Raw genomic sequence first — 15,835 nt, 5'->3', positions numbered from 1 at the left:
GCGGCGCGGAGCGCGCAGAGCGGCTTCGATGAAGGCGCTCAGTTTGCTTCGGCCAGCGCTGCCTTCCGGCTGCGCAGGATCGTAGGCGACAGGAGCGCCAGCAGCAGCAGGGCGACGATGCCGAGCAGCACGGCGCTGATCGGGCGCGACAGGAAGACCGAGAAGTCGCCCTCCGAGAGCAGCATGGCGCGGCGGAAATTCTCCTCGAGCTGCGGCCCCAGCACCAGTCCCAGCAGCAGCGGCGCAGGCTCCACCCCGACCTTGATGAAGAAATAGCCGATGCCGGCGCAGCCCAGCATCAGCCAGACATTGAACAGGCTGTTGGCGATGCCATAGGTGCCGATGCAGCAGAACAGCACGATCGCCGGAAACAGCAGGCGATAGGGGATCTTCAGCATCGAGACCCACAGGCCGACCAGCGGCAGGTTGATCACCAGCAGCATCAGGTTGCCGACCCACATCGAGGCGATCACGCCCCAGACGAGCTTGGGCTGCTCGGTCATGATCTGCGGGCCGGGCTGGATGCCTTGCATCATCAGCGCGCCGATCATCAGCGCCATCAGCGCGTTGGCCGGGATGCCGAGCGTCAGCAGCGGGATGAACGAGGTCTGCGCGCCGGCATTGTTGGCGGCTTCTGGGCCGGCCACGCCTTCGATCGCGCCCTTGCCGAAGCGCGAAGGGTCCTTGGCGATCTTCTTTTCGAGCGCGTAGGAGGAGAAGGGCGGAAGCGCTGCGCCACCGCCCGGGAGCACGCCGAGGACCGAGCCGAGCGCAGTGCCGCGGACCATGGCCGGGAAGGCCGCCCGCAGGTCGGCCCGGCTCGGGATCAGGTCGCGTATCGCCTGGCTCACCACGCGCCGCTCGGCGGGGCGCTCCAGATTGGCGATGATCTCGCCGAGGCCGAAAAGGCCCATGGCGACCGGCACGAAATCGAGCCCGTCCGAGAGCTCGGGGATGCCGAAGGTCATGCGGGCCGCACCGGACGAGACATCGATGCCGATGAGGCCGAGCAGGAGGCCGAGCAGCACCATCGCCAGCGATTTTGCGACGGAGCCATGCGCCAGCACCACGGCGGCGATCAGGCCGAGCACGAGCAGGCTGAAATACTCGACCGCGGTGAATTTCAGCGCCAGGACCGAGAGCGGCACGCTCAGCAGCGCGATGACGACGGTCGCCAGCGTGCCGGCGAAGAAGGAGGCGATCGCCGCGATCGCGAGCGCCGTGCCGGCCTTGCCCTGCTTGGCCATCTCGTGGCCATCGATGCAGGTCACGACCGAAGAGGTCTCGCCGGGCACGTTGACGAGGATCGCGGTGGTCGAGCCGCCATATTGCGCGCCGTAGAAGATGCCGGCCAGCATGATCATGGCGCCGTCGGGCGAGAGCCCGAAGGTGAAGGGCAACAGCAGCGCGACCGTCGGGATCGGGCCGATGCCGGGCAGCACGCCGATCGCGGTGCCGATCACCACGCCGAGCAGGCACAGGCCGAGATTGTTGAGCTGAAGGGCCGTCGTGAGCCCCATCAGCAGGTTGTCGAAGAGTTCCATGCGAGGAGAGCCTTCAGCGCGGCCAGACGGGCACCGGCAGCGCCAGGACCTTGATGAAGAGAAGGACGGACGCGATCGAAAGCGCCAGCGCGAAGGGAACCGTCTCGCGAAGGCGCCCGTCCCGGGTGGCGAAGCCGGCGACGATGACGGTGACGACCGACGCGATCGCGAGCCCCAGCCGCTCCGCCGTCAGCGCGAAGATGCCGACGGCGCCCAGCACGGCCAGGAGAGGGCGGATCTGCACGGCCTCGATCGCCATGCCGGCCCGCCGAACGCCGCGAACGCAGAAGAACAGGCCGAAGGCGAGCAGGCCGAACGAGACGACGCGGGGCATGTAGCCTGGCCCCATGTCGGCGGCGTTGCCGACATTGAGCTTGCGGGTCGCGACGAGCGTCGCCGCCGCGACCGCGACGAGGAAGAGGCCGAAGAGCAGATCCTGCCAGTCGATCCGGGAGCGCGTCATCGGCCGGCTCCGTTCTAGCTGCCCTTGATGCCGGCTTCGCGGATGATCCCGCCCCAGCGCGTGGTCGCATCCTTCAGCCAGGTCGCGAACTCGGCCGGCGGGCCGGCGCGCACGACGCCGCCCTGCTCGGCGATCTTGGCCTTGATCTCCGGCGTTTCGAGGATCTTGCCGATCTCCACATTGAGGCGGGTGACGATGGCGGGCGGCGAGCCGGCGGTGGTCAGGATGCCCTGCCAGGTACCGGCGTCGCCTCCGGGCAGCCCGGCCTCCTTGAAGGTCGGCAGACCGGCGACGCGCTCCTCGCCCGTGACGGCGAGCCCGACGAGCTGCTTGTTGGCGACGAAGGGCAGCGTCGCGGTCGAGCCGTTGATGATGACGCCGCTCTCGCCCGAGACCACGGCCCGCGAGGCGGCCGCGCCACCCTTATAGGGCACGTTCTTCCACTGGATGCCGAGTTCCTTCGCCATCGACACGGCGGTGATGTGGTTGGCCGCGCCGACACCGGAATTGGCGATGGCGAGCTTGTTCGGATTGGCCTTGGCGTAGGCGATCAGCTCCTGCGCCGTCTTGGCCGGGATCGATTCATGCACCGCCAGGACATAGGGGCCGAACATCACCATCGAGACCGGGGCCAGGTCCTTGGCGGGATCGTAGGTCAGGTCGGAGAACAGGCTCGGTGCGGTCGCGAGCGAGCCGACATCCATCAGCAGCAGGGTGTGGCCGTCGGGCTGCGCCTTCGCGACCGTGTCGGCACCGAGATTGCCGGCGGCGCCGGGCTTGTTCTCGATGACGACGGGCTGGCCGATGGCGGCCGAGAGCTTGGGTCCGATCAGGCGCGCCAGGATGTCGGAGGTTCCGCCCGGCGCGAAGGGCACGACGAGCCGGACGGGCCGCTCGAAATTCTGGGCCGCGGCGGGGCGGGGAGCGAAGGCGATGCCGGCGAGCGCCGCGAGGGCAAGGCCCTTCACGGCGATGGCGGACAGGCGGGACGGTGATCTGGACATGCTCGTGATTCCTCCGGGTGGGGTGCGGTCCTGGGCATGGGCGGCCGGGTTGCGAACTCGCAGGCAGTCTTGGAGGCTGCCTTCTCCCGCGGAGGATAAGTCAGGCACGATGCGCCAATGAGTTAGATTGGCAATGGGGCGATATCATTTTTGGATCGAGCGCGACGGGCGCCCGCCACATTGAAACGGCCGGGATTAGCGGCCAGAACAGGCAACGAGCCTGGGCCGGGACGCGGCGCGGGCAGCCGCAGGGGAGCGGAGCATGTTCGAGCTGAGCCAGCTTCGCTGTTTCGTCGCCGTTGCGGAGGAACTGCATTTCGGCCGTGCGGCGGCGCGCCTGAACATGACGCAGCCGCCGCTCAGCCGGCAGATCCAGATCCTCGAGCGGGTGCTCGACGTCATCCTGCTGGAGCGCAGCAACCGCACGGTGAAGCTGACGCCCGCCGGCCAGAGCTTCCTCGCCGAGGCCCGCCGCCTGCTGAAGCTCGCCGAGAGCGCCGCCCTGCTCGCCAAGCGCGTGGCGAACGGCAAGGCGGGCTCGATCAATATCGGTTTCACGGCGACCTCGGCCTATTCCTATGTGCCGGAACTCGTCGCGGCGTGTCGCCGCGAGCTGCCCGATGTCGAGGTCTCGCTGAAGGAAATGGTCAGCGGAGATCAGCTCAAGCGGCTGGATTCGGGCGAGATCGATGTCGGCCTGCTGCGGCCGCCGATTCCGCGCACGGGCCTCAGCGCCTTTCGCGTGACCGCGGAGCCGCTGATCGCGGCGGTGAACACCGGGCACGTGCTGGCGCGCTGCGAGAGGATCGCGATCGCGGATCTCGCGAGCGAACCCTTCATCATGTACGCGCCCTATGAGGCGCGTTATTTCCACGATCTGCTGGTCGAGCTCTTCTCCCGGGCCGGTCTCGTGCCGAACTATGTCCAGCATCTCGCCCAGATCCACTCGATCCTCGCGATGGTCCATTCCGGCGTCGGCGTCGCACTCGTTCCGGAGGCGGCGGTGAACCTGCATTTCAGCGGCGTCGCGCTGCGACCCGTCGACCTGCCGCGGCAGCGGCCGGCGGAGCTCTTCTTCGTCAGCCGCGACGACAACGACAATCCGCTCCTGCCGATCGTCGCCGCCCTGGCCAAGGGGCTGGCCCAGGACCAGGCAAAACCCGGCTGAGCGATCCAATCAATGCATCGACCGATACAGTGATTGGTCTCCATCGGCATCGTTCTTGATCTACTCCTGCGACTGAATTCAGTGAAGGAGCCGAGCATGAGCAAGATGACCCCGCAGGAGATGGCCCGGCATATCGGCAACGGCCTGCTGTCTTTTCCCATCACGCCCTTCACGGCGAGCAACGGCTTCGACGAGACGCGCTATCGCTCCAATCTCGACTGGCTCTGCGGCTATGACGTCGCCGGGCTGTTCGCTGCGGGCGGGACGGGCGAGTTCTTCTCGCTCTCGCCGGCGGAGGTAGTGAACGTCGTGGCGACGGCGGTTGCCGAGACCAAGGGCCGCGTGCCGGTACTCGCGGGCGTCGGCCATGGCACGCAGATCGCGACGGAGCTCGCGGCCGGGGTCGAGCAGGCGGGCGCCGACGGCATCCTGCTACTGCCGCCCTATCTCGTCTTCTCGGAGCAGGACGGGCTCGCCGCCCATATCGAGGCGGTCTGCAAGGCGACGAAGCTCGGCGTCATCGTCTATAACCGCGACAACGCCATCGTCACCGAGGAGACGCTGGCCAGGCTCTGCGAGCGCAACCCGAATCTCGTCGGCTACAAGGACGGCATCGGCGATATCGAGCTGATGACGCGCATCCATCTGCGCATGGGCGACCGGCTGACCTATATCGGCGGCCTGCCCACCGCGGAAACCTTCGCGCTGCCCTATCTCGAGATGGGCGTCACCACCTATTCCTCGGCGGTCTTCAATTTCGTTCCGCAGTTCTCGACCAAGTTCTACGCCGCCGTGCGCCGCCGCGACCGGGAGACGGTGCAGGCGGGCCTGCGCGACTTCATCCTGCCGCTGATCGCGATCCGCAACCGCAAGCGCGGCTATGCCGTCTCGATGATCAAGGCGGGAATGAAGGTCATCGGCCGCGATTCCGGCCCGGTGCGCAGCCCGCTGACCGATCTGACCGAGAGCGAGACGGCCGAGCTCGCCGCGCTCGTCGCCCGGCTCGACCAGGGCGAATTCGCCGCGCGCGAACTGGCGGCGGCCTGAGCGCGGTGGCCCCGGCCCGGCGTCAGGGCGACGGTCTGGCGGCGGGCAGGGGGCAGGTCGAGCAATAGCCGAGATCGGGGATGAGGTAGCGGATGCAGCAGACGCGCCGCAGCCTCCCGCTCCCCGTCGCCTGGTCGTGGTAGCGGACGGGGTCGAAGAGCGGGTTCGGCCGGCCGTCGGGCAAGCGCCGGCTCGCCATCAGCGCCAGCGCCTCGCCGACCGGCGCGCGGGGGCCGATCGCGCGCTCGACCCGCCTGGTGATGAAATCGAACATGTTGCCGGCATTGCTCCAGAGCACCTTGCGGCTCGCGCCGCTGACGGCTGCGAGCGCCGCGATCAGCGGTTCGAGATGGCCGTCGATCAGAGGCAGGAAACGGGCAAGGGCGTCTGCCGGCGCGGCCGGCCGGCCGGCGTCGCGCAGGTGGATCCGCGTGGTGATGCCATCGCCGGCGAAGGTGCAGCCGATGGCGTCGAAATCGAGGTCGATCTCCTGCTCGGCGATGAGCGCGAGCGCCAGGGCAGGCGGCAGCAACGTCGCGAAATGATGCTTGGCCCAGAGCGAGGCGACGGCGCGGCGATCGCCATCCGGATAGCGCGCCGCGGTGAAGGCAGCGAGCAGCTGCGGCAGGCGTTCGGCATCGACGAGGTCACGGCCCGGCGAGGGTGGCGGCTCGTCCGCGCTCAGCACGAAGCGATCGCCGTAGATCGCGAGCTCGCCTGCGAATAGCGGCGCAAAAGCCGGAATCATCGCTGCCTCATCATGAGGAGGATGAAATAGCTGCCGCCCAGGAATGTCGCCACCAGCCCCGCCGGAATCTGCCAGGGAAAAGCGACGATGCGCCCGGCGAGATCGGCGAGGACCATCAGTAGCGCGCCCAGGATCGCTGCCGCGCAGAGCTGCGGCAAAGCCTGGCGAAAGCCGATGAGGCGGACGGCGTGCGGCGCCATCAGCCCGACGAAGCTCAAGGGCCCGACGATCAGCGTGCCGGTGGCGGTCGCTGCCGCGGTCGCGAGCAGGATGGCGAGCCGCGAGGCCGCGAGCGGCACGCCGACAGCGCGCGACGCTGTATGCCCGAGCGGCAGGATGGTCAGCCAGCGCATCATCAGGGGCGAGACGGCGATCAGCGCCGCGGCCATCACGCAGGCGATCGCCGCCTCCTGCGCCGTGACGCGATAGGTCGAGCCGGCCATCCAGTTGAGCACCACGATCATGCGCGGGTCGCCGGTCGCGAGCAGGGTCGCCGTCAGGGCCGAGACCAGGGTGCTCAGCGCGACGCCGGTCAGCAGGACATGTTCGGGCGAGAGCGTCGAGCGCCGGCCGAGCCAGAGCATCAGCATCAGCACTGCGAGCGCGCCCGCGGTCGCTGCCGTGAGCGCGAGCGGGGGTCCGGGCTGCGCGGCGGCGAACAGCACGGCGATCAGGCCGAGCGCGGCGCCCGACGAGATGCCGAGCAGCTCCGGGCTCGCCATGGCGTTGCCTGTCAGCCGCTGCAGCAAGGTGCCGGCGATGCCGAACAGCGCGCCGGCCGCAAGCGCGCCGCCGACGCGGGCGCCGCGCCATGGCCAATAGGCCGGCAGCTCGCTGAGGCTGCTCCAATGCCAGCCCTGCGGCACGCGCGCGAAGGAGAGCGCGATCCAGACGGCGAGCGCCAGCAGCGGCAGCGCGCAAAGAATGACCAGCCATGGCCGCATCAGTCGCCCGGGTGCGATCTCGTTGCGGGCACGCGGGTCGTGGCCGGCGCGCAGGCGCGGCAGCATCCAGAGCAGGAGCCCGGCGCCGAGCAGGGAGGTCAGCGTGCCGGTCGGCAGGTCCAGCGTCGGGCCGAGCGCCTGTACCGCCTGATCGGCGACGCTCAGCAGCAGCGCGCCCAGGACGGCGCCCCAGACAAGGCGGCTGCGCAGCCGTCGCGCTCCACCGAGACGGGCGAGCAACGGTCCGGCAAGGCCGATGAAGCCGACCACGCCGATATGGGCGACGACGAGCGCCGAGAACAGGACGGCGACCCCGAGGGCGGCAAGCCGCATCAGCGGCAGCTTCAGGCCCATGGCGCGCGCGACATCGTCCTGGAGCGCCATCACCTCGAGCGGCCGCACGAGCAGGGCGGCCAGAACGGCGGCGATCGTCAGCGGCGGCAACAGCGTCTGGACCGCGAGCCAGTTGTTCTGATTCAGCGAGCCGGCCTGCCAGACGAAGAGATCGCGCAAGGCCTCCTGATGGAACAGCGCCAGCATGGCGTTGATGCCGCCGAGATAGATCGTGACGACGAGGCCGGAGAGGATCAGCGCCAGCGGGTCGAAACGCTGGCGCCAGGCGAGGATCAGCACGAGCAGCATCGCCGCTCCGCCGCCGGCGAGCGCCACCGCCTCGAAGCCGAAGGCGAAGAGGTCGGGGCTCCAGAGCGTCACGGCGGCAAGCGCAAGCTTGGCGCCGGCAAAGACGCCGAGCGTGCCGGGCTCGGCCAGCGGATTTCGCAGCACCTGCTGGAACAGCGTCCCGGCCAGTCCGAGCGCGCCGCCGCAGAGCAGCCCGATCGCCAGGCGCGGCAGCAGGCTGTGATGCACGAAGAGCTGGCGCAGATCCTCCGGCGCTGGAGACCAGAGCGCCGTCCAGAGCTGGCCCGCCGGCACCGCGCCGGCGAGCGAGACCCAGAACAGGCCGCAGGCGAGCACGGCCAGCGCGGCCGCGAGCAGCAGCGGCCGCCTCTGCGCGATCTCCTCAGCCATGCTTCGGTTCCACGCCGGCGAGGACATCGGCGAGCTGCCTGGCGAAGCGCGTGGCCGAGACCGTGCCGCCATTGGGATAGATGACCGGCATGCCGAGGACGCGCCCGGCCCGCACCGCCGGCAAGGCGTTCCAGATCGGGCTCTGCGCCAGCCGCTTCATGGCGCGCGCGGTCTCGGCGCCACGCTCGAAATGGACGATCACCGCGTCGGGCACCTCGACGAGCCGCTCGATCCCGATCGAAGCCGTGCCCCAGATATTGGCGCGCGCGGTGAAGGCGTTGCGCAGACCGAGGCTGAGGAGCACGTCGCCGACCATGCTGGCGGCGCCGAAGATCGCGGTGCGCCGCCCGTCCTCGGCAAAGCGCAGGAGATAGACCGGATGGTCGGCATGCGCGCGCAGGCGCTGCGCGGCCTCGGCCAGCGCGGCATCCGCCTCGCGCTGCAGCGCCGCCGCTTCGACTTCGCGGCGGGCGAGCCCGGCGATCCGGGCGAGGAGGTCGCGTGTGAAGTCGAGCGGCCCCTGCCCGCGCGCGAAGGTCGGCAGCCAGGTCACCGGCGCGATCCGTTCGAGCGGCGCCAGCGCCGAGGCCTGCCAGGAGGCGGCGAGGATGAGGTCGGGCTTGAGATATTGCAGCAATTCGAGGTTCGGCTCGGTCAGCGGCCCGAGATCGACCGCGTCCGGCGGCGCGGGCGGGACGCTGACCAGCCGCTGGTAGAGCGGCACGTTGGCGATGGCCGCAGGCCGCAGGCCGAGCGAGAGCAGCATCTCGGTGAAGGACAGGTCCATCGAGACGATGCGCGGACTGCGCTCGCGTGCAAAGGCGCCGGCGGGGAGGAGCGCCGTCGCGCCGGCCGACAGGAGCGCGCGCCGGGAAAGCACGCGGCGTTCACCAGCGATAGCTGAGCGAGGCGGTGACGGTGCGCGGATCGCCGTAGCGGCAGCCGGTCGCGCCGGCGCAGGTGATGTACTGCTTGTCGAGCAGGTTCTTGGCCGAGACCTGCAAGGTCATGCCCTTGAGCGACGGCGTGATCGCCTCGAAATCGTAGCTCATCATGGCGTCGACGACGGTGCGGCCGGGCACGTCATAGGCGAAGCCGATCAGGTTCGTGCCGCTCAGATAGCGCACGCCGCCGCCGAGCCTGAGACCCTTCAGGCCGAGATCCGAGAGATCGTAATCGGCCCAGAGCGCGACGGAATGGTAAGGCACGAGCTCGACACGCTGGCCGAGAGCGGAGGGATCGTTGCTCTTGGTCGTGCGCGCGTCGGTGTAGGAATAGGCCGCGACGAGGTTCAGCCGGTCGAGGCTGGCCTTGGCCTCGAGCTCGACGCCGCGCGAGCGTACCTCACCTGTCTGGACCGAGAAGGCGAACGGCGCCGCCGGATCCGGCGTCAGCGCATTCTTCTGCCTGAGGTCGTAGACCGCGGCGCTGAACAGCAGGTTCGTGCCCGGCGGCTGGTAGCGGATGCCGGCCTCGTATTGCTCGCCCTCGGTCGGCTTGAAGGCGTTGCCGAGGCGATCGGTCTGGATTTGCGGCTCGAAGGACTGGCTGTAGCTGACATAAGGAGCAAAACCGTTGTCGAAGAGGTAGACGAGGCCGGCGCGACCGGTGAAGGCGCTGTCGTCGAACTTCGCCAGCGCATTATTGGCGTATCTGCGGATGCTGGTCCTCGCCCAGTCATGCCGCCCGCCGAGCACCAGCACCCATTTGTCGGCGATCTTGATCTGGTCCTGCAGATAGATGCCGTACTGGTTGCTGAGATTGTCGGTGCCGTTGTCGACCGCGCCCAGCGTCGGATAAGTGGTGCCGTAGACCGGCGCGTAGATGTCGAGCAGCGGGCCGGCGGTCCCGTTGCGCCTGTGCGAGTCGTAGGTACGCCGGTAGGTGTCCAGCCCGGCGATCAGCGTGTGCTTGACCGGGCCGGTGTCGAACTTGGCTTCCAGCGAGGTGTCGGTGGTGAAGCCGGTCGAGGTCTCTTCGCGGTCGCTGACGCCGCGATTGAGCGTGCGCCCGTTGGCGGCGAGACCACCGAAGGTCAGATAGTCCCAGGACAGATCGGCGTGGAAGTAGCGCAGATTGTGCCTGAGCTTCAGCGTGTCGGTGAAATTATGCTCGAACAGATAGCCGAGCGCATATTGGTCGCCGTCGAAGCGGTCATAGGCCGGCTCGCCGATGAAAAGGTTGCGCGGGATCTGATTGTTGCGGGTGTTGGCGTAGGGCATCGGCGGCGCGAAGCGCGTCCGGACCTGCTGATAATAGCCGAGCAGGGTCAGCGAGGTTGCCGCGCTCGGCGTCCAGGTCAGGGCCGGTGCGATATAGATCTTGTCGTCCTCGACATGGTCGACCTGCGTGTCCGACTTTCGCAGCAGGCCGGTGAGCCGGTAGGAGAACTGCCCGTCCGCCGTCAGCGGGCCGCCGAGATCGGCCGAGATCTGGCGCCGATTGTAGCTGCCATATTCGAGATTGACCTCGCCGAAGCGCGTCGGCGTCGGGCGCTTGCTGACGGCGTTGATGACGCCGCCGGGGCCGAGCTGGCCGTAGAGCACCGAGGCTGCGCCCTTCAGCACTTCGACGCGCTCGAGCCCGTAGGGCTCCTGGCCGCCATCATAGACGTTGGACTGCAGCTTCATCCCGTCGCGCAGATTGCCGGTGTTGCCGGTGGCGACGTTGAAGCCGCGCACCATGAAATCGTCCGCGATGCGGGTGAAGATCGGCGATTGCGTCGTGACGCCGGAGGTGTAGCTCAGCGAGTCCGCGACGGATCGCGCGCCGGTGTTGCGGATCTGCTCGCGGGTGACGATCGAGATCGATTGCGGGGTCTCGATCAGCGGCGTGTCGGTCTTGCTGCCGCTGGCGCTGCGGCTGGCGACATAGCCGTTGACCGGCCCCCAGGCGGTCTCGCCATTGACGTCGATGGTGTCGAGCGTGATTGCGCCGGCCGGGAGCGCGCCCGGGCTCGCGCCCGCCGCTGCCGGCGCGCTGATCGTCACGGTCGAGGCGTTGGTGAAGCGATAGCTCAGGCCGGTCCCGGCGAGCAGCCGCGCCAGCCCCTGCTCGCGCGAGAACGAGCCGTTGAGGCCGCCGCTGCGCAGGTTGCGGGTGGTCGCGGCATCATAGACGAGTTGGAGCTGCGCGATATCGGCGAAGCGGTTGAGCGCCTGCGCCAAGGAGCCGGCCGGGATGGCGTAGCTGCGGGCGGCGGCCGGGGCGGGCGCCTGCGCCGAAGCGGTTCCGGCAAGCGGTCCTACGAGCGCCGTCGAGGCCAGCAGCGCCAGGGCCATGGCCTGCCGCCGCACCCGCCAATCCCGGCCGCACTTCACTGACGCGACAACGCTCATACCAACCCCCGGCCTGTTCAAGACGGCTCGCTGCGGCGCAATGCGCTCTGCCATGCGAGCCCTTCAGAACCTGAGACGGATGGGCCGCGGAAAAGAGGAGGTCGCGAGTGGAGGTTTTTTCAGCGATGCAGCAGCACGAGATAGCTCGTCAGCCGGGTCGAGCGCAGGTCGAGCGAGGCTTCGAGCGCGTCGAGGACGCGCAGCGGATCGCCGATCTCGAAGACGCCGCTGACCGGCCGGCTGCGAATCGCCGCGTCGGTGATCTGGATGCGGCCGCGATGATAGCGGTTGAGCGCATCGACGACGCTGCCGAGCGGCTTGTCGACGAAGATCAGCTTGCCGCGCCGCCAGGCCGTCTCGACGTCGGCATCGACCTGCTCGACCGGCCCGAGGCCGAGGCTGGTGTAGCTGACCTGCTGGCCCGGTGTGAGCCGGATCTCGGCCTGCCGATCAGGCAGCGCGACACCGACCTTGCTTTCGAGCACGGTGACGGTCGCGCCCGCGCCGTCGTCGCGCACGGCGAAGGCGGTGCCCAGCGCCCGGCTCTCGCCATTCTGCGACTCGACCAGGAAGGGGCGCCCGGTATCCGGTGCGACGGTGAAGACCGCTTCGCCGCCCAGCAGCCGGATGCGCCGGGCCTGCTGCGTATAGTCGACGGCGATCGCCGAGGCGGTGTCCAGCATCACGGTCGAGCCGTCATCGAGCCTGACGAGGCGGGTCTCGCCGGTCGCCGTATAGGCGTCCGCCCGAAGCCTGGTCGGGATGTCGAAAAGATAGCCGATGCCGAGGACGATCGACGCGGCGATCGCCGTTGCGACCATCAGCTGCCGACGCCACGCGGGCGGTGCCGGCGCGGCGCGCGGCCTATCGTCGAAGGCTGCGTGCCCCATCAGGGACCAGGTCACCTCGATCTCGTCGAAGGCCTCGCGGTGGCGCGGATCGGCCGCGAGCCAGGTTCGCAGGCGCAGGCCTTCGGCGGCGGTGAACCCGCCGGCGTCGCGCCGCATATACCATTCGGCGGCCTGGTCGAGGATGGTGTCCCGCTCGTCCTGCATCGTCGCGTCGAGTGCCTTTAGGCTGCCGGCGCGGTGATCGCTCCGCGCCCGGCCTGCACCTATATGACGCATGACGAGCCAGGGACAGGAGGTCGCGGCAGCGATCAGTCGCCGTCCCGCAAACGCCTGGCGCAATGGGTGACGGCGTGGCGCAGGTGCTTCTCGACCATGTTGCGGCTGATGCCCATGCGCTCCGCGATCTCGCTCTGGTCGAGCTCTTCGAAGCGGCGCAGGACGAAGCACTCGCGGCATTTCGGCGGCAGCTCGGCAATCGCCTGCGTGACCAGCCGCAGCCGCTGCCTGGCGAGAAGCTGGCGCTCGGCATCGGCGCGCTCGTCGCGCACCTCGAGCCCGTCCCGGTCGGCGTCGTGATAGCGCGACCGCACCCGCTCGCGGCGCGTGTGATCGATGATGAGATTGCCGACGACGCGGTAGAGGAAGGCGCGCGGGTTCTCGATCGCCTGGCCGTCGAGGCCCGCCAGCCGCAGGCAGGCTTCCTGCACGACGTCATCGGCGGCCGCGATGTCGTTCAGCTTGCGCAGCGCGAAGGCGCGCAGTTCGCCGTAATGGCTCTCGAACAGGCGAGACAGGGGAGGCGAGGCGATATCGGTCATGCGGAACGCGAACCGGAGCACTTGCCGCATCGGTGCGGCGGCCTGCTATAGCCAAAAGAAAATTGAGCTTCAATCTCAATGATTTAGATGAATTCTAATGAGGCGCTGTTCAGCCGCGTCATCGACGGGTTTCCACAATCATCGATCATGCACGATCGATGATTGACGCTCGGTGATTTCGATGCAAGGTTGCGGCAGGGAGTTTCAAGAATGGCCACGAAGCCGCTGGTTGCGCGCGTTGCGCTGACCGACCAGGTCACATCCATCCTGCAGGAACGGATTCTCGATCGCGCCTATGCGCCGGGCGAGCGTCTCAACATCGATGCGCTCTCGCGGGAGTTCAGCGTCAGTTCGTCACCGATCCGCGAGGCTCTGACGCGCCTGTCGGCCGTAGGCCTGGTGACGGCGACGTCGTTCGCAGGTTTTTCGGTGACCCCCGTGCCGAGCCGGCACTGGTTCGAACAGCTGCGCGACTTCCGGATCATCGCCGAGGGTGCGGCTGCGCGAGAGCTGGCGCGGCGGCGCTCGCCCGAAGCGCTCGCCCGCATGACCGAAAGCCTGCAGTCGATGGAGGGCGAGACCTTCGGTACGCAAGCCCGCGATTTCATACCGCTCAGCCGCGCCGACGAGATCTTCCACGAGGCAATGCTGGATGCCTCGGGTAACGAGATCCTCGCTCAGAGCGTCCGAGGCCTGCGGCCGCATCTGCATCATGCCCGGCTCTTCAGCCGCGTTCCCCAGTTCATCGAGCCGTTGATCGCCGAGCATCGCGCGATCCTCGATGCGATCGTCGCCGGCGATCCCGACGCTGCCGGCGCGGCTCTCGAGGCCCATCTCGTCGCCTCCTGGGAGCGCTATGACGGCTGGCGGACCGAGGAGCCGGACTCGGGAGCCGCCTGAACCACGTGCCGCAGGGTCCGGCCGAGATGGCGGGCCCAGGCAGGCGCACACCAATCCATTTTCAGCATCAGAAGAGCGATGACATGGCCAAGATCGTATCCGTTGAGGTCCTGCAGGCGGACCTCAAGCCCAAGGTGAAGCGCACCGACGCCGTCCAGAGCTTCGAGCTCCAGGAAACGCCGATGGTGCGCATCACGGATGCCGATGGCGTCACCGGCACGGGCTACAGCTACACGATCGGCACCGGCGGCTCGTCCGTCTGCAAGCTGATCGACGATCATCTGGCGCCGGTCCTGATCGGCCGCGAGGCCGAGGCGATCGAGGCGATCTGGCGCGCACTGTTCTACCGCGTCCACGCCACCACGGTCGGCGCCATCACCTCGATCGCGCTGGCGGCGATCGACACGGCTTTGTGGGATCTGCGCGCCCGAAAGACCGGCCTGCCGCTGCACCGTCTCGCCGGCGGCGCCAAGGACGGCATCGACCTCTACTACACCGAGGGCGGCTGGCTTCACATGGACGATGCCGAGCTGATCGACGAGGCGGTCAAGGCCAAGGAGACGGGCTTCGGCGGCACCAAGATCAAGGTCGGCCGGCCGCATGTCGCGGAGGACGTGCGGCGTCTCTCGGCGGTGCGCGACAAGGTCGGTTTCGGCTGGGAGATCATGACCGACGCCAATCAGGGGCTGTCGCTGGACGAAGCGATCCGCCGCGCGCGCCATTACGAGAAGCTCGACGTGGCCTGGTTCGAGGAGCCGATCCATGCCGACGATGTCGGCGCGCATCGGCGGCTGGCGGAATCGACGACGGTGCCGATCGCGGTCGGCGAGTCGATGTACTCACTCTCGCAGTTCAAGGATTACCTCGAGGCCGGCGCCTGCTCGATCGTCCAGGTCGATGTCGGCCGCATCGGCGGCATCACGCCCTGGCTCAAGGTCGCCCATATGGCCGAGGCCTTCAATGTGCCGGTCTGCCCGCATTTCCTGATGGAGATCCATCTCGGGCTGTGCTGCGCGGTCCCCAACAGCCGCTGGCTCGAATACATCCCGCAACTCGACCTCGTCACGAGCTCGCCGATCCGCATCGAGAACGGCAAGGCGATCCCGTCCGACGAACCCGGCCTCGGCATCGCTTGGGACTGGTCCGCGCTCGAGCGCAGCATCGTCCACCGCGCCAGCCACGGCGCCGCGCCGGCCCTGAAGGCAGGGCACTGAGATGAGCGCGCTCGCAGGGCAAGCCGTCGTCATCACGGCGGCGGCGCAGGGGATCGGCCGGGCCACAGTCGAGGCCTTCGACAGTCTGGGTGCCGAGGTCTGGGCGACGGATATCAACGAGGCGAAGCTCGCCGAGATCGAGGCGGGCTCAAAGCTACGCCGACGCAAGCTCGACGTGCTCGACGCGGCCGCCGTCTCTGCCTTCTTCGCCGAGATCGGCCGGGTGGACGTGCTGTTCAACTGCGCCGGCGTGGTCCAGAGCGGCACCGTGCTGGAGGCGAGCGAGGCCGATCTCGACTTCGCCTACGACCTCAACGTCAAGGCCATGGTGCGCACGATCAAGGCCGTGCTGCCCGGCATGCTGGAGCGCCGGAACGGCTGCATCATCAACATGTCCTCCGTCGCGTCGAGCGTGAAGGGCGTGCCGAACCGCTTCGCCTATGGCGTGACCAAGGCCGCCGTGCTCGGCCTGACCAAGTCGATCGCCGCCGACTATGTCGCCCAAGGCATCCGCTGCAATGCGATCTGCCCGGGGACGGTGGAAAGCCCGTCGCTGCAGCAGCGCCTGAGCGCGCAGGGCGATTACGACACGGCGCGTGCCGCGTTCGTGGCGCGCCAGCCGATCGGCCGGATCGGCACGCCCGAGGAAATCGCCGATCTCGCGGTCTATCTCGCCTGCGCCACCTACACCACGGGCCAAGCCCACGTCATCGACGGCGGCTGGGCGATCTGACCGGGAGGCGACGAGATCCATGCAACGGGAG

The 15,835-nt window shown here is 68.6% G+C and carries 14 protein-coding genes; 5 read left to right on the top strand and 9 right to left on the bottom strand.

Translation table 11 applies throughout. From position 1 onward, the window contains the following. Positions 1 to 38 precede the first annotated feature (38 nt). From ACTIF2_RS03665 to ACTIF2_RS03655, 3 genes are read right to left on the bottom strand one after another with little or no spacing between them, the layout of a single operon-like run. Positions 39 to 1,544: a tripartite tricarboxylate transporter permease gene (locus ACTIF2_RS03665; protein WP_439495682.1), complete on the bottom strand. Its 1,506-nt coding sequence runs from the start codon at positions 1,542 to 1,544 to the stop codon at positions 39 to 41. A gap of 13 nt (positions 1,545 to 1,557) precedes the next feature. After that, positions 1,558 to 2,007, bottom strand: coding sequence for a tripartite tricarboxylate transporter TctB family protein (locus ACTIF2_RS03660; protein WP_439495681.1), 450 nt, complete (start codon positions 2,005 to 2,007; stop codon positions 1,558 to 1,560). Between the two features lie 14 nt (positions 2,008 to 2,021). Continuing rightward, complete coding sequence (locus ACTIF2_RS03655; protein WP_439495680.1) at positions 2,022 to 3,011, bottom strand: Bug family tripartite tricarboxylate transporter substrate binding protein; 990 nt, start codon at positions 3,009 to 3,011, stop codon at positions 2,022 to 2,024. A gap of 262 nt (positions 3,012 to 3,273) precedes the next feature. On the opposite strand from ACTIF2_RS03655, the gene ACTIF2_RS03650 reads away from it, so the two are divergent. Together ACTIF2_RS03650 and kdgD are read left to right on the top strand one after the other, a co-directional pair. Continuing rightward, complete coding sequence (locus tag ACTIF2_RS03650; RefSeq protein ID WP_439495679.1) at positions 3,274 to 4,179, top strand: LysR family transcriptional regulator; 906 nt, start codon at positions 3,274 to 3,276, stop codon at positions 4,177 to 4,179. A 96-nt stretch (positions 4,180 to 4,275) separates the two neighbouring features. Next, complete coding sequence (gene kdgD / locus ACTIF2_RS03645; RefSeq protein ID WP_439495678.1) at positions 4,276 to 5,226, top strand: 5-dehydro-4-deoxyglucarate dehydratase; 951 nt, start codon at positions 4,276 to 4,278, stop codon at positions 5,224 to 5,226. A gap of 22 nt (positions 5,227 to 5,248) precedes the next feature. Here kdgD and fhuF read toward each other — a convergent pair whose 3' ends face one another. The 6 genes from fhuF to ACTIF2_RS03615 all read right to left on the bottom strand — a co-directional run bounded on the left by fhuF (position 5,249) and on the right by ACTIF2_RS03615 (position 12,978). Further along, complete coding sequence (fhuF, locus tag ACTIF2_RS03640; protein ID WP_439495677.1) at positions 5,249 to 5,974, bottom strand: siderophore-iron reductase FhuF; 726 nt, start codon at positions 5,972 to 5,974, stop codon at positions 5,249 to 5,251. Then, positions 5,971 to 7,950, bottom strand: coding sequence for a Fe(3+)-hydroxamate ABC transporter permease FhuB (gene fhuB, locus ACTIF2_RS03635; protein WP_439495676.1), 1,980 nt, complete (start codon positions 7,948 to 7,950; stop codon positions 5,971 to 5,973). The genes fhuF and fhuB overlap by 4 nt, the downstream gene beginning before the upstream one ends. After that, positions 7,943 to 8,830, bottom strand: a complete 888-nt coding sequence (locus ACTIF2_RS03630; protein WP_439495675.1) for an ABC transporter substrate-binding protein — start codon at positions 8,828 to 8,830, stop codon at positions 7,943 to 7,945. The genes fhuB and ACTIF2_RS03630 overlap by 8 nt, the downstream gene beginning before the upstream one ends. Positions 8,831 to 8,837: 7 nt before the next feature. Beyond that, positions 8,838 to 11,246, bottom strand: coding sequence for a TonB-dependent siderophore receptor (locus tag ACTIF2_RS03625; RefSeq protein WP_439495674.1), 2,409 nt, complete (start codon positions 11,244 to 11,246; stop codon positions 8,838 to 8,840). 161 nt (positions 11,247 to 11,407) lie between these two features. Then, positions 11,408 to 12,343: a FecR family protein gene (locus tag ACTIF2_RS03620; RefSeq protein ID WP_439495673.1), complete on the bottom strand. Its 936-nt coding sequence runs from the start codon at positions 12,341 to 12,343 to the stop codon at positions 11,408 to 11,410. Between the two features lie 104 nt (positions 12,344 to 12,447). Then, a complete protein-coding gene (locus ACTIF2_RS03615) occupies positions 12,448 to 12,978 on the bottom strand; it encodes an RNA polymerase sigma factor (protein ID WP_439495672.1) in 531 nt (176 codons plus the stop codon). Positions 12,979 to 13,167: 189 nt separating this feature from the next. Here ACTIF2_RS03615 and ACTIF2_RS03610 point away from each other — a divergent pair, with 189 nt between their 5' ends. From ACTIF2_RS03610 to ACTIF2_RS03600, 3 genes are all read left to right on the top strand, one after another. Next, the gene (locus tag ACTIF2_RS03610; protein WP_439495671.1) at positions 13,168 to 13,857 is read left to right on the top strand and encodes a GntR family transcriptional regulator; all 690 of its coding nucleotides are present in this window, start codon (positions 13,168 to 13,170) and stop codon (positions 13,855 to 13,857) included. A gap of 83 nt (positions 13,858 to 13,940) precedes the next feature. Beyond that, the gene (locus tag ACTIF2_RS03605; RefSeq protein WP_439495670.1) at positions 13,941 to 15,071 is read left to right on the top strand and encodes a mandelate racemase/muconate lactonizing enzyme family protein; all 1,131 of its coding nucleotides are present in this window, start codon (positions 13,941 to 13,943) and stop codon (positions 15,069 to 15,071) included. A 1-nt stretch (position 15,072) separates the two neighbouring features. After that, positions 15,073 to 15,804: an SDR family oxidoreductase gene (locus ACTIF2_RS03600; RefSeq protein ID WP_439495669.1), complete on the top strand. Its 732-nt coding sequence runs from the start codon at positions 15,073 to 15,075 to the stop codon at positions 15,802 to 15,804. The last annotated feature ends 31 nt before the right edge of the window (positions 15,805 to 15,835 follow it).

This window comes from Allobosea sp. (assembly GCF_051860145.1).
Lineage (GTDB): Bacteria > Pseudomonadota > Alphaproteobacteria > Rhizobiales > Beijerinckiaceae > Allobosea.
The sequence above is the reverse complement of the archived record's forward strand: the minus strand, read 5'-3'. Positions and strand labels throughout refer to the sequence as shown.

Excerpts from the sequence above, each read along its gene's own strand:
- ACTIF2_RS03665 (WP_439495682.1), bottom strand. The coding sequence starts at position 1,544 with ATGGAACTCTTCGACAACCTGCTGATGGGGCTCACGACGGCCCTTCAG.
- ACTIF2_RS03660 (WP_439495681.1), bottom strand. The coding sequence starts at position 2,007 with ATGACGCGCTCCCGGATCGACTGGCAGGATCTGCTCTTCGGCCTCTTC.
- ACTIF2_RS03655 (WP_439495680.1), bottom strand. The coding sequence starts at position 3,011 with ATGTCCAGATCACCGTCCCGCCTGTCCGCCATCGCCGTGAAGGGCCTT.
- ACTIF2_RS03650 (WP_439495679.1), top strand. The coding sequence starts at position 3,274 with ATGTTCGAGCTGAGCCAGCTTCGCTGTTTCGTCGCCGTTGCGGAGGAA.
- kdgD (WP_439495678.1), top strand. The coding sequence starts at position 4,276 with ATGAGCAAGATGACCCCGCAGGAGATGGCCCGGCATATCGGCAACGGC.
- fhuF (WP_439495677.1), bottom strand. The coding sequence starts at position 5,974 with ATGATTCCGGCTTTTGCGCCGCTATTCGCAGGCGAGCTCGCGATCTAC.
- fhuB (WP_439495676.1), bottom strand. The coding sequence starts at position 7,950 with ATGGCTGAGGAGATCGCGCAGAGGCGGCCGCTGCTGCTCGCGGCCGCG.
- ACTIF2_RS03620 (WP_439495673.1), bottom strand. The coding sequence starts at position 12,343 with ATGCAGGACGAGCGGGACACCATCCTCGACCAGGCCGCCGAATGGTAT.
- ACTIF2_RS03610 (WP_439495671.1), top strand. The coding sequence starts at position 13,168 with ATGGCCACGAAGCCGCTGGTTGCGCGCGTTGCGCTGACCGACCAGGTC.
- ACTIF2_RS03605 (WP_439495670.1), top strand. The coding sequence starts at position 13,941 with ATGGCCAAGATCGTATCCGTTGAGGTCCTGCAGGCGGACCTCAAGCCC.
- ACTIF2_RS03600 (WP_439495669.1), top strand. The coding sequence starts at position 15,073 with ATGAGCGCGCTCGCAGGGCAAGCCGTCGTCATCACGGCGGCGGCGCAG.